The sequence below is a fragment of the Nocardioides sp. NPDC057767 genome, assembly GCF_042798275.1.
GTDB lineage: Bacteria > Actinomycetota > Actinomycetes > Propionibacteriales > Nocardioidaceae > Nocardioides.
The window spans coordinates 19,840-31,388 of record NZ_JBHVKJ010000043.1; the positions used below are offsets into that span (position 1 = coordinate 19,840).

Sequence of the window (11,549 nt, forward strand, 5' to 3'; positions counted from 1 at the left end):
GGTCTGGGGCACGGATTTCGAACGCTGACTCAACACCAAATTTCATTGCACGGGAATGTAACGTCTCCAGATTTGTCCGTCGCCGGAGGGATTTAACTGATTGGTAACGGACGCCGTCGCCATTCCGACACGCGTACGCTCCGAACCATGGCAACTGTGGAAGATGTCCGGTGGCTCGGCTCGAGCCTCGAAAGGTCCTACGAGGTTTTCGTACGCGGCCGGCTGAAGTTCCGGGTCGGTTCGATCGTCTACGTCGCCTTCTCCCTGGACGAGACCGAGATGGGTTTCGGCTTCCCGAAGGAGGAGCGGGCCGCGCTGGTCGCCGGCGCACCCGACAAGTTCCACCTGCCCCGGGAGTCGGAGATGCGGTTCAACTGGGTCGAGTCCTCTCTCGGTGAGCTCGACCCGATCGAGGCGTGCGAGTTCGTCGTGGACGCCTGGCGGCTCTGCGTACCGAAGAAGGTCGCCGCGGCCTACGACCTCACCCACCCCGACGGTCCCGGACCCGACCACCCGATGAACCGAGGAGAGCGATGATCCCGGCCGAGGAGAGCACGGACTCGCGCTGCTGCCGCGCGGACGCAGCCGTCTCGGGGAGAGGGTCGGCCAAGCGCCTCCGAATGGAACAGGCTCGCGTACGGCTCGAGGCGGAGCGCCGGCAGACGTTTGCGCGCCTGGCGGACCTGAGCGCCGACTTCGACGCAGTCGTCGCGGCCTCGCGCGACACCAACGCCGACGACGAGCACGATCCGGAGGGAGCGACGATCGCCTTCGAGCGGTCCCAGGTCCAAGCACTCGTACGTCAGGCGCGAGAGCATCTCGCCGAGATCGAGGCGGCCATGGAGCGCCTGGGCGCGGGCACGTACGGGATCTGCGAGGAATGCGGCCGTCCGATCGCCGAGGGGCGGCTCGAAGCGCGCCCGGTGGCCCGCACCTGCATCAGCTGCGCCGGGAAGCCGCCGTGAGGAACTCGAGAAGGAGCTGGTTGGTCTCCGCGGGACGCTCCTGCTGGACCCAGTGCCCACACCGGGGGAGTACCACCGACCGCGTGAGGCCGGGCAGGGTCTTGTCGAAACGTTCGATCTGACGCCGACCGGTGATCGCCGGGCCGTCGTACTCGCCGGCGACGAAGAGCGACGGCACGGTGATCGGCACGTCGCTGAAGGCCGCGAGATCCTCCCAGTCGCGATCGATGTTGCGGTAGCGGGCGAGCGGACCGAAGAAGTCGGAGCCGGCGAACTCGCCGGCGTAGAAGTCGACATCGGCCTCGGTCAGCCACTCGGGCATCCCGACCGGGTAGACGAACTGGTCCGAGAGCCGGTCGCCACGTGGCACCAGCCCGAGCGCCCCGCGCGGACCCCTACCGGCGGCGAGCACGCCGTCGCCCGAGATCGAGTAGTAGATGCCCAGCAGCCAGCGGCGTACGTCGGGCAGGATCTCGGCCTCGACGACACCCGGAGCCTGGAAGTAGGAGATGTAGAAGTCTTCGTCGTCACCGCCGGCCTGGGCCATCGCCTCCGTCGGCCGACGGCGCCCGGAGGGACTGAACGGCACCGACAGACCGGCCACAGCGGTGAAGAGATCCGGCCGCAGCTGCGCCGATGTCCAGGCGATCGGAGCGCCCCAGTCGTGTCCGACGATGGTGGCCGTCTCCGCACCCAGCGCATGCACCAAGCCGACGTTGTCGCCGACGTGGCGCAGCATCCGGTAGTCCTCGATGGCACTCGGTCTCGAGGATCCGCCGTATCCGCGCACGTCGATCGCGACCGCCCGGTAGCCCGCATCGGCGAGCGCGGCGATCTGGTGCCGCCACGAGTACCAGGACTCCGGAAACCCGTGCACCAGGATCACGAGCCGGCCGTCTGCCGGCCCTGCCTCCACCCAGTGCAGGTCGATCCCGTTGACGTTCTCGGTGTGGTGAGTCACAGCGGTGTCGGGCACGGCTGGAGTCTGCCACCTCATCCGAGATCCGCGATAGTACCCCCTATCGTAGAAATGTTCGAAAAGAGTGTAATATCGGGGAATGTGAGCGTACCTGACGATGGTGTGATGTTCGGCGACGTCGTCGAGGACTTCCTGACCGACCGGGCCACCCTCACGCGGCGCGGCCTCAACGACAGGTCACGCCGTGCCTACCGGCAGGACATCGCCGCCTGGGCCCGGCAGCTCCACGTCGACGCCGGTGGCGAGCCTGACTCCGACGTGCTGGCGCTGGTCCCGATCTCGGAGCTGACCGACCAGAACGTACGCATCGCCTACAGGTCACTGCGTGAGAACTCTGCCGCGGCGACCTGCCAGCGCCGGGTCGGCACGTTGCGGCTCTTCACCCACTGGCTGCAGCTGGAGGGGCATCTGCTGGTGGATCCCACGTTGCGTATCGAGGCTCCGGAACGACCCAGCCGCCTGCCGGCCGGCTGGAGCGTCGACGAGCTCCGCCGGCTGGCACGGGTCGCCTCGACCCCACGCGAAGGCACCGACCGGCGCCGCTGGCCGGCCCGCGACCGGGCTATCTTCGCGGTCCTGGTCACCACCGGCGTACGTGCCGCGGAGCTCTGCGGCCTGACCGTCGGCTCCATCCGCCGCGAGCCAGACGGCGAGACACTGGTGCGGGTCATCGGCAAAGGAGACAAGCAGCGCAACCTGCCGTTGCCACCAGAGGCCGTCGAGGCCGTCGATCTCTATCTGGCCGAGCTCGAGGCACGCTTCGGCGCTCGTGACGCGGCCGACAGCCTGTTCGTGCTGACCTCGGGCAAGCAGCTGCGTCCGGGCGCGCTCAACCACCTGGTCGAGACCTGGATCCGCCTCGCCGGCGTCCCTAAGCAGCCTGGTGAAGCCGCGCATGCCTTCCGGCACAGCGCCGCCAAGGGACTGATCCGTTCCGGCGTACCAGTGCCTGCCGTTCAAGGACTGCTCGGCCACGAAGACCTCAAGACGACAGGGATCTACGTCAAGGCGACCGCTGCCGACACCCGCGACGCCGTCCTGCTCTCGCCAGCGCGTGAGGTGCTGCGGGAAACGGCTGCCAGGGAACCTCAGTGACCCGGGGCGACGGGTGGCTTGACCGCCCGGGTGGCGATGTAGGCCGAGAGGTGCTGCGCGGTGACGTCCGCATGGTGCGGGGCCTCGGTCAGATGGGTCAGGACGAACCCGGCGGCCAGCTGCCCGCCGATCTGCTCGGTCAGCGAGTGGCTGTACTCGATCGGGCCGTCTCCGTAGGCGCGCATACGATCCGCCTCGGAGAGGTCGAGCGAGCTGAACGGCAGCCGGTGGCGCACCACCAGCTCGCGACGGTCGAGCGCCACCTCGTCGAAGATGTAGACATCCGGGTTCATGAATCCCGTCAGGAGCGTCCCACCGGGACGCAGCACGCGGAACGCCTCGTTCCACACCGGCGCCAGGTCCGGGGAGAACACGTTCGAGACCGGGTTGACGATGACGTCGAAGTCGGCGTCGTCGAAGGCGCCCAGATCACGCATGTCGCCCAGCACGGTACGCAGCGCCAAGCCCTCACGAGCGGCCACCTCGTCGTCGCGTGCCAGTTGCTTGGGCGAGTTGTCGAAGACGGTCACCGTGGCGCCCGCTGCCGCAAGGATCGGACCCTGCTGACCGCCGCCGGACGCGAGACAGAGCACGCGGACGCCGCTCAGGTCGGCGGGCAGCCATTCACGTGGCGTCGGCTCGTGGCCGATGAGCACCACGGACCAGTCGCCGGCACGTGCCCGGGCGATGACCTCGGGGCCGACCGGCCGAGACCATTCGTTGTCGCTGTCGACCAGTCCGTCCCAGGCGACCCGGTTGTGCGCAACTGGGTCGAAGTCCTCTTTCACAGCAGTGCACTCTAACCGCCGCAGGACGGCCTCGCCGCTCAGCATCTAGTCGCCGATAATGCACATTATGTCAATCTCCACGGGAAGGCACCTCTCTCGGGTGGTCCCCCGCGCTTTCGGGGCTGCGTACCGGAACTCGATGACGTGGTGCTTCAGGACAGATCGCTGCGACGGCAGCGGATGACGCTGGCGACATGACATCCATCAACGAACTTCGCAAGCACGTGACCCGGGTGATCACGCCCGAGGATTCCGACTACGACGTCGCTCGAGCCGTCTGGAACGGCATGATCGACCGGCGGCCAGCCGCTGTCGTTCCGGCCGAGAGCTCGGACGACGTCACCGCCGCGGTGAACTTCGCACGAGACGTCGGCCTGCCGCTGGCCGTACGGGGCGGCGGGCACAGCGCTCCGGGCTTCGGGACGATCGACGACGGCCTCGTGATCGACCTGTCCCCCATGCGTTCCGTCGAGGTCGACGCCGCCGCTCGGACCGCTCGCGTGGCTGGCGGCGCGACGCTGGCCGACCTCAACGACGTCACGCATGCGCACGGCCTGGCCGTGCCGGGCGGGATCGTGTCGACGACCGGCGTCGGCGGCCTCACGCTCGGTGGCGGCATCGGCTATCTCACCCGCGGCTTCGGGCTCACGATCGACAACCTGCGCTCGGCCGACGTCGTCACCGCGGACGGGCAGCTGCGTCGCGCCAGCGATTCCGAGAACCCCGACCTGTTCTGGGCGCTTCGTGGTGGCAGCGGCAACTTCGGGGTGGTCACCACCTTCGAGTTCGACCTGCACCCGGTGGACCAGGTGGTCGTCGGACTCTTCTTCTACGAGCTCGAGCACGCCGGCGACCTGCTCCGCCTCTTCCGCACCTGGGTCACCGAAGCCGACGAGCGGTGCGGCGGCTTCCCGGCATTCCAGGTGGCTCCTCCCCTGCCGTTCCTCCCCGAGAAGCGCCACGGCGACACGTTCTGCGTCGCCATCGTCCACTGGTGCGGTCCGATCGAGGAGGGCGAGGCAGTGATGCGGCCGTTCCGTGACCTCGCGCCACGCGTGGGCGAGCTCGTCGAGCCCATGCCGTACCCGTGGCTCAACGGCGCCTTCGACGACCTGTTCCCCCGTGGCGTACGCAGCTACTGGAAGGGCAACTACGTCACCGAGCTGACCGACGAGGCCATCGACGTGCACCTGGCCCACGGCCCCAAGGCACCGAACGCGAGCTCGACCATGCACCTGTACCCCATCAACGGCGCCGCCTCCCGCGTTGGCGCGACGGACACCGCGTTCTCCTACCGGCACGCGACGTTCTCGACGGTCATCGTCTCCGCCTGGCCCGACGCCTCCGAGGACGCCGCCAACATCGCCTGGGTCCGCGACTACGCCGCCGCCCTCACCCCGCACTCCGAGGCCGGCGGATACGTGAACTTCATGTCCGACGACGACCAGGGCCGCGTCACCGACACCTATGGCAGCAACTACGCGCGACTCAGGCAGATCAAGCAGACCTACGACCCGGGGAATCTGTTCAGCCACAACCAGAACATCAAGCCCTAGGGGTATCGAAGCCTCGGCGCCCGTGGCCGGCACAGGTCAGAGCTCGAGAACCCATGAGGCGAGCACCTGCACGAGGTTGAGGGAGACCGAGGCTGCCGCCACCACAGCTCCGACGATGAACAGCGGGCGACCTCCTGGGTGGCCAAGACGCTCAGCCTTGCGGCCACACCAAGCTCCGGCGACCGGGGGCGTGATCAGCACCAGGAGCGCGGGAAGCCCCGCTCTGAGCGCGACGGCCGTGGGCACGTCCTCGTCTCCGCTCGAGTATCCCTGGACCGAGAGCAGCCAATCACCCAAGATCTCGGCTGCCACGAACGCGACAGGAAGAAGCGCGAACGCCACCCAGCCCGTACGCAGGACACGGCGAGCCGATCCACCCGCCTCTGCAGGCGGTGGCGCTGCAGGTCCGGACATCACGCCGTCACCCCCATCTGTGCGCACCGATGGCTCCGATCCGATCGTGGTCCTGCCGCGACGGCCGCCGCAAGGACGAAGGTCAGCAGTCAGGCGACGAACGACGCACCTATCTCATCGATGCGGTCCGGCTTCGTTCATTGAAAATCCTTTAACCGTGTTTGGGCGCGTTTCCCGTCGTCGTCGCCTAAATGAACTGAAATGACTATGGCTCCGCCTCGAATCGACGTGTCAGACTCCCGGCGTCCGAGCAACTGCGCCCAGCACATTCATCTATCGGGGGAACATGAGCATGCGCATCCAGAGCATCTGCACGGCGATCGCTGTCGCTGCCGGCGTCACGGTCTTGGCTGCCGCGCCGGCATCGGCGAGCGGCAGCCCGCACTTCATCAAGCACCTGACCAAGGTCACCGACGCCGACCTCTCCTCGATCACGGTCGCGTTCAAGGAGGCCGGCCTCGAGAGCGGTGCGGTCGAGACGATCACCGTGACCGCCCACCTCGAGGCGACCTATCAGTGCGTCAACCGCGGTGGCCACAATCCGGATGACCCCAAGAAGACCGTGGTCAGCGGTGACTACTCGAAGTCCGGCGAGTTCAAGGCCGCCAGGAACGGCAACGTGACCGGGTCCTTGACGGTGACCGCACCCGCCCCCGGCACCGTGCTCGACTGCCCCAGAGGGCAGACGGCGAAGCACACGGTGTCGACGTGGTCGAGCATCTCGATCGCCGATGAGGACACCCTGGCGACGATCGCCCTCCCGGGCACCCACGCCTTTGGCGAACCCGTCGACTGACGACCTCTTCGCGACACCGCTGTCGAGACCTCCATCGGGCCGGCCCCGATGGAGGTCTCATCCCTTGTCGGGACCGTTGGCACGTACCCGTTCGACGTTGACCAGCGACTCCTGGAGCTCCTCGAGCCACTCGCTCGAGTGCTGCTGGACCAGCTTGACGCACCAGCCGAGCGCATCGCTCCGGCTCCTGGCGACACCGCCGGAGACGAGGAGATCGAGGACCTTACGCTCGGGCTGACGCAGCCGGGTCATCACCGGCGCGGAGACCGTGGTGAACATGTGCCGCTCTCCCCCGATCTCCACGCCCCAGGAGACCTTCCGGTCGAACCGCCGCTCCGCCTGCCGTGCCACGGCCATCCGGTCCTCGCGGGTGCGCTCGCGGAACTCGCTCGCTCGCCCCTCGTTGGCCGCTGCTCTCTCTTCGTCCGAAGCGCCCTCGGCGGTCTTCGGCTCCTGGATCCGCCCGACGACGGTGATCTCCTCGCGGTCGACCACCACATCGACGATCTCGTCGTACACGCCATCGGGCAGCCGTCCGCTGAACCACCCGCGCAACTCGCTTGTAAGCATGTAATCATGCTTACCCCGCGACGAGACGAATTCAAGGGCGGCTACACGGCGGCCGCGGTCCCGAGCACCTCGACGAGTGCGATCGCGGTCGCAACCGCGGCGGTGGCCAGGACGCGACGGCGTCCCAGAAGCAGGTACGCAGCCAGTCCGGCCACCGCCAGCGCCGCACCGAGACGCCACCACAGCTGACCGTCGGTCAGCGGATGGCGGACGACGACGAGCGCGGCGACGACGAGCGACAGGTGCGTACGCCGCCAGGCGAGCTCGGTCCGCTCGGGCTGCAGCCCCGGGTCTCCCCCACTCACACCAGCAGTGCCATCGAGACGAGCGCGACGGACCCGAGCACGCCGAACACCAGGGGAAGCGGGGCCCGGCGGGTCGGAAGGGCAGCGCGCCGGCGGATCGCGCGTTCGCTGCGTACCCAGCTCCACCAGGACCAGGCCGCACAGCCGGCGGCGAGGATCGCGAGACTGAGCGGGGCGAGCACGGCCAGCGTCGTGCCGCCGCCGACCTCCAGGGTGTCGAGGGCGACCGCGACGGCGAGGAATGCGAGCGAGGTGCGGATCCAGGCCAGGAACGTGCGCTCGTTGGCCAGGGTGAACCTGACATCGGGTTCCTCGGTCTCGCCGTAGAGCCAGCTGTCCAGCCGACCGCGGAGCCCGCGGATCACGAGGCGGGCTGCGTGACGGCCTCGGCGTCCGCGTCGACCCGAGGGCGGCGGATGGTCAGTCCGGGGACGAGCGCCGCGGTGACAGCGAACAGGACCGTGGCCACCCAGGCGAGCGTCATCCACCGTTCCCAGCCACCCGTCGCCTCGACGACCCGCGGCGCGAAGAGCACGGTGGCCAGGATGAAGGTGCGGTTGAGCAGGTGGTTGAGACCGAAGGCCCGCCCCTGGATGTCGGGGTGGACCTCCTCGACATGCTCGGAGAAGCTCGCCATCCACGGACCGAAGGTCGCAGCGAGGGCTACGCCGATGCCGACGAAGAGGACGACCACCACGCTCGAGGACGCCTCGCTCCCCCGGCCCATCAGCGCCAGGAAGGCGCCGAGGAAGACCGCCGCGGCGACGCCGCCGCCGACCATGAACACCTTCCGTTGCTGCGTACGGTCGGAGAGTCGGGCGAAGACCAGACTGAGGGCGAGGTTGCTCAGCCAGAAGACCATCGTCATCGCCGACGCGGCTCGCACCGAGACGCCGAACTGCTGGACGAGCATCGTCTGGGCATAGGCGTTCATCGTGGCCAGCAGGACGTAGAGGAACGACATCGCGAGCACGTGCGTCCAGAATGCGCGACGCGCGAGGAGGAGGCGCAGGCCCTTCGTGCCCTGCGGCACCTGGACCGTGTGAGCCTCCCGCTCGGTGAGGCGTACGGCGCGGCGGACCTCCGGGGCGAGGTCGCGCAGGGTGAGGGCGACCACGATCGCTCCGACCAGCGCGGCCCCGGCCATGATGAACAGCTGCGATCGCCACTGGTTGCCGAAGATACCCAGCGTGGCCGAGGCGACGGCGGCGGCGAAGAAGTTGGCCCCCACCGAGCCCCAGCTCCAGAACGCGAAGGCCTGGGCGCGGCCCATGCGCGGGGTGAAGTCGCGGATGAGCGGCTGGGTGCCGGCGACAGCGACGCCCTCGACGAACGCGAGCACGACCCGGGCGAGCGCGAAGTGGCCCACCGAGTCCGCGGTCGCCATGAACAGGCAGGCGGCAGCGGAGAGGAACATGAACGGGACCAGGATCCTCACTCGGCCCACCCGGTCGGCGAGCTCGCCGCCCAGGTAGCCGGCGAGGGCCCCGAAGACCAGTGACGTGGCCGTGATGAGGCCGTAGGTCTCGAGCGACATCCCGAGGTCGTCGAGCAGCAGTGGCAGCACGGGAGCCAGCTGGCCCTCGAACGCCGAGATGAACAGGGCGAGCACGACGACAGCCAGCAGTACGCGGCGGCGTGCTCCGACTGGGTACTCGGTGAGCAGGGTGCGGTAGGACAACGGGGATCCGCCCTTCAAGGTGCTAGACACGATGTCTAGTAACGGTCGTCACGTCTGACTGTAGGTCGAGTGACCCGCACCACACAAGACACCGCGTCCAACACCGCGCCCAGCACCGCACCCATGTCAGCGGCCGTCGGGGTCGAATCCCGTCGCCCAGAGGCGGCCCCGACGCGAGAGCTCGACGAGCGTCTCGACGACCTGGTCGGTGGCCGGCCGCGGCTCCGGTGCATCCAGCCACCACAGCAGCACCGCCATCTGCTCGCCGACCCAGGCCCGGGCCAGCACCTGCAGATCCACCCGTGGGCGCACGGCGTTCGCCTTCACCCGTGCCGAGAAGATCTCGTGGGCGGTCGCGCTCCAGGCGTCCTCGAACGCCCGCAGGCCACGGCCGTCCCCTTCTCCCCGCAGGATCATCCGGTACGCATCGGGCCGCTCGCTGGCGTGCCGGAAGACCTCGGCCACCGGCTGCCCGGTGAACCCGGCGTCCTCTGGCGCGAGCACCTCCGCCAACCGCGCCTCGAGCTCCTGCAGCACCGAGGACACCACATGGTCATAGAGCGCCTCTTTGTCCTTGAAGTGCGTGTAGAACGTCGCCCTCCCCACGTCTGCCGCGGTGACGATGTCCTCCACCGTCACCGCGGCATAGCCACACTCGAGCACCAGGGAGACGAGCGCATCACGGAGCGCTCCTCGGGTTCGCCGGCTGCGCCGGTCTTCAACCACCGTCATGGGCACTGTTCTAGCACTATGCCGGACGGCTGGACTGTTTCTGGACACGATGTCTATTATCTTGGTGACCGCGCTCACAGCAGCGAACCCCGACCACCAGGAGGGCACCCGTGAATCTCGGTAGCTATCTGACCCGCACCGCGACATTCACCCCAGACGCCACAGCCCTGGTCTCCGGCACCGACCGATGGACCTACCGCCAGCTCGAGGACGACACCAACCGCCTCGCCGCCGCACTCATCGCCCGCGGCTGCACGCCGGGCACTCCCGTCGCCACCCTGGCCACCAACCGTGGCGAGCTGGTCGTCGCGGAGATGGCGATCTGCAAGACGGGCGCGCTCCGGGTCCCGATCAGTGCCCGGCTCGCGGCGGCCGAGGTCGAGCACGTGCTGCTCGACGCGGCCGTGCGGGTCGTCTTCACCGGCGGCGCCCACCTTGAGCTGGTCCGCAAGATCGTCGACGCGCACGGCCTGGACTGCCTGATCGTCGACCTCGACAACAGCGCCACCGGCATCGCGGCGTACGACGCACTGCTCGCCGAAGGCTCCACCGAACCGGTCGCCGTCGACGTCGACGAGGACGCCCCGGCCGTCCTCAACTTCACCTCCGGCTCGACCGGCACGCTCAAGGCGGCAGTCCAGACGGTCGGCAACCGGCTCGCGAACATGCGCAAGCTGGCCATGAACCCCTACGGCTCGCTGTCGGCCGAGGCCGTCTACCTCGCCCCTGGTCCGATCACCCACGCCAGCGGCATGGTGATCCTCGGCTGCCTCTTCCGCGGTGCGGCCGTGGTCGTGCTGCCGGCGTTCGAGGTCGAGGCCTACCTCGACACGCTCGAGCGCGAGCGGGTGACCCATACCTTCGTCGTCCCCGTCATGCTCAACCTGGTCCTCGCCTCCCCCACACTGCCCGATCGCGACCTCTCCGCGCTGCAGAGCATCACCGTCGGTGGCGCCCCGGTCAGCCCGGCGCGGCTGCGCGAGGCCGTGGAGACGTTCGGCCCCGTGGTCAACCAGGGCTATGGACAGGGTGAGACCACCAGTGCGATCACGTTCCTCAGCTCCGAGGACGTCGTCCGCGGCATCGAGTCGGACCCGGAGCTGCTGCTCTCCTGCGGGCGTCCGGTCTACGACACCGAGGTGATCGTGGTCGATGAGGACCACAACCCACTGCCCGCCGGCGAGATCGGCGAGATCGTGGCGCGCGGACCCGACTGCGTACGGGAGTACTTCCACGCCCCCGAGGCGACCGCCGAGACCTTCCGTGACGGCTGGGTGCACACCGGTGACCTCGGCCGGATCCGCGAGGACGGGTTCGTCTTCATCGTGGACCGGAAGAAGGACATGATCATCTCGGGCGGCTACAACGTCTACTGCTCCGAGGTCGAGGCCGCGCTCTACGAGCACCCGGCGGTCAGCGAGGCCTGTGTCGTCGGCGTGCCCAGCGAGAAGTGGGGCGAGACGGTGAAGGCGTACGTCTGCCTCACCGCCGGCACCACCGCGACCGAGGAGGAGCTGCGTGACTTCTGCCGCACCCGGCTCTCGGGGGTGAAGGTGCCCCGGATCATCGAGTTCGCCGACGCGCTGCCCGTCAACCGCAACGGCAAGGTCGACCGGCGTGCCCTGCGCGAGCGCGACTGGGCCGGCACCGAGCGGAAGGTCGGCTGAG

The 11,549-nt window shown here is 68.7% G+C and carries 14 protein-coding genes; 6 read left to right on the forward strand and 8 right to left on the reverse strand.

Going from position 1 to position 11,549, the window contains the following annotated elements; translation table 11 throughout:
• Nucleotides 1-147: 147 nt before the first annotated feature.
• Nucleotides 148-537: an MmcQ/YjbR family DNA-binding protein gene (locus tag ACFVDI_RS20680; RefSeq protein ID WP_378909360.1), complete on the forward strand. Its 390-nt coding sequence runs from the start codon at nucleotides 148-150 to the stop codon at nucleotides 535-537.
• Nucleotides 534-965, forward strand: a complete 432-nt coding sequence (locus ACFVDI_RS20685) for a TraR/DksA family transcriptional regulator (RefSeq protein ID WP_378909363.1) — start codon at nucleotides 534-536, stop codon at nucleotides 963-965. Before ACFVDI_RS20680 ends, ACFVDI_RS20685 begins: the two co-directional genes overlap by 4 nt.
• Here ACFVDI_RS20685 and ACFVDI_RS20690 read toward each other — a convergent pair.
• On the reverse strand, nucleotides 940-1,941 hold the full coding sequence (locus ACFVDI_RS20690) for an alpha/beta fold hydrolase (RefSeq protein ID WP_378909365.1): 1,002 nt from the start codon (nucleotides 1,939-1,941) through the stop codon (nucleotides 940-942). The two genes, ACFVDI_RS20685 and ACFVDI_RS20690, sit on opposite strands and share 26 nt — an antisense overlap.
• An 84-nt stretch (nucleotides 1,942-2,025) precedes the next feature.
• Between ACFVDI_RS20690 and ACFVDI_RS20695 the strand changes: the two genes are divergently transcribed.
• Entirely contained in the window at nucleotides 2,026-3,039 is a 1,014-nt protein-coding gene (locus ACFVDI_RS20695; protein WP_378909367.1) for a tyrosine-type recombinase/integrase, read from the forward strand.
• Here ACFVDI_RS20695 and ACFVDI_RS20700 read toward each other — a convergent pair.
• Entirely contained in the window at nucleotides 3,033-3,827 is a 795-nt protein-coding gene (locus ACFVDI_RS20700; protein WP_378909370.1) for a class I SAM-dependent methyltransferase, read from the reverse strand. The genes ACFVDI_RS20695 and ACFVDI_RS20700 overlap by 7 nt on opposite strands.
• A 194-nt stretch (nucleotides 3,828-4,021) precedes the next feature.
• On the opposite strand from ACFVDI_RS20700, the gene ACFVDI_RS20705 reads away from it, so the two are divergent.
• On the forward strand, nucleotides 4,022-5,383 hold the full coding sequence (locus ACFVDI_RS20705; protein ID WP_378909372.1) for an FAD-binding oxidoreductase: 1,362 nt from the start codon (nucleotides 4,022-4,024) through the stop codon (nucleotides 5,381-5,383).
• A gap of 36 nt (nucleotides 5,384-5,419) precedes the next feature.
• Here the strand turns inward: ACFVDI_RS20705 and ACFVDI_RS20710 are convergent, their stop codons facing one another.
• Nucleotides 5,420-5,797 carry a hypothetical protein gene (locus ACFVDI_RS20710; RefSeq protein WP_378909374.1) on the reverse strand — a complete coding sequence of 126 codons (378 nt, stop codon included), beginning with the start codon at nucleotides 5,795-5,797 and terminating at the stop codon, nucleotides 5,420-5,422.
• Between the two features lie 286 nt (nucleotides 5,798-6,083).
• Here ACFVDI_RS20710 and ACFVDI_RS20715 point away from each other — a divergent pair, with 286 nt between their 5' ends.
• Nucleotides 6,084-6,593 (forward strand): hypothetical protein, encoded by a 510-nt coding sequence (locus tag ACFVDI_RS20715; protein ID WP_378909376.1) that lies wholly within the window; start codon nucleotides 6,084-6,086, stop codon nucleotides 6,591-6,593.
• Nucleotides 6,594-6,650: 57 nt separating this feature from the next.
• Here ACFVDI_RS20715 and ACFVDI_RS20720 read toward each other — a convergent pair whose 3' ends face one another.
• From ACFVDI_RS20720 to ACFVDI_RS20740, 5 genes are all read right to left on the reverse strand, one after another.
• On the reverse strand, nucleotides 6,651-7,163 hold the full coding sequence (locus ACFVDI_RS20720) for a hypothetical protein (protein ID WP_328530817.1): 513 nt from the start codon (nucleotides 7,161-7,163) through the stop codon (nucleotides 6,651-6,653).
• 41 nt (nucleotides 7,164-7,204) lie between these two features.
• Nucleotides 7,205-7,468 carry a DUF202 domain-containing protein gene (locus ACFVDI_RS20725; RefSeq protein WP_378909380.1) on the reverse strand — a complete coding sequence of 88 codons (264 nt, stop codon included), beginning with the start codon at nucleotides 7,466-7,468 and terminating at the stop codon, nucleotides 7,205-7,207.
• Nucleotides 7,465-7,833: a YidH family protein gene (locus tag ACFVDI_RS20730; protein WP_378909383.1), complete on the reverse strand. Its 369-nt coding sequence runs from the start codon at nucleotides 7,831-7,833 to the stop codon at nucleotides 7,465-7,467. Before ACFVDI_RS20730 ends, ACFVDI_RS20725 begins: the two co-directional genes overlap by 4 nt.
• Entirely contained in the window at nucleotides 7,830-9,179 is a 1,350-nt protein-coding gene (locus tag ACFVDI_RS20735) for an MFS transporter (RefSeq protein WP_378909385.1), read from the reverse strand. The genes ACFVDI_RS20730 and ACFVDI_RS20735 overlap by 4 nt, the downstream gene beginning before the upstream one ends.
• Before the next feature lie 96 nt (nucleotides 9,180-9,275).
• The gene (locus tag ACFVDI_RS20740) at nucleotides 9,276-9,881 is read right to left on the reverse strand and encodes a TetR/AcrR family transcriptional regulator (protein ID WP_378909387.1); all 606 of its coding nucleotides are present in this window, start codon (nucleotides 9,879-9,881) and stop codon (nucleotides 9,276-9,278) included.
• A gap of 110 nt (nucleotides 9,882-9,991) precedes the next feature.
• Between ACFVDI_RS20740 and ACFVDI_RS20745 the strand changes: the two genes are divergently transcribed.
• Entirely contained in the window at nucleotides 9,992-11,548 is a 1,557-nt protein-coding gene (locus tag ACFVDI_RS20745) for a class I adenylate-forming enzyme family protein (protein WP_378909390.1), read from the forward strand.
• Nucleotide 11,549: the final 1 nt, after the last annotated feature.

Coding starts and splice junctions, on each gene's coding strand:
- ACFVDI_RS20680 (WP_378909360.1), top strand. CDS start 148: ATGGCAACTGTGGAAGATGTCCGGTGGCTCGGCTCGAGCCTCGAAAGG.
- ACFVDI_RS20685 (WP_378909363.1), top strand. CDS start 534: ATGATCCCGGCCGAGGAGAGCACGGACTCGCGCTGCTGCCGCGCGGAC.
- ACFVDI_RS20705 (WP_378909372.1), top strand. CDS start 4,022: ATGACATCCATCAACGAACTTCGCAAGCACGTGACCCGGGTGATCACG.
- ACFVDI_RS20710 (WP_378909374.1), bottom strand. CDS start 5,797: ATGTCCGGACCTGCAGCGCCACCGCCTGCAGAGGCGGGTGGATCGGCT.
- ACFVDI_RS20715 (WP_378909376.1), top strand. CDS start 6,084: ATGAGCATGCGCATCCAGAGCATCTGCACGGCGATCGCTGTCGCTGCC.
- ACFVDI_RS20720 (WP_328530817.1), bottom strand. CDS start 7,163: ATGCTTACAAGCGAGTTGCGCGGGTGGTTCAGCGGACGGCTGCCCGAT.
- ACFVDI_RS20740 (WP_378909387.1), bottom strand. CDS start 9,881: ATGACGGTGGTTGAAGACCGGCGCAGCCGGCGAACCCGAGGAGCGCTC.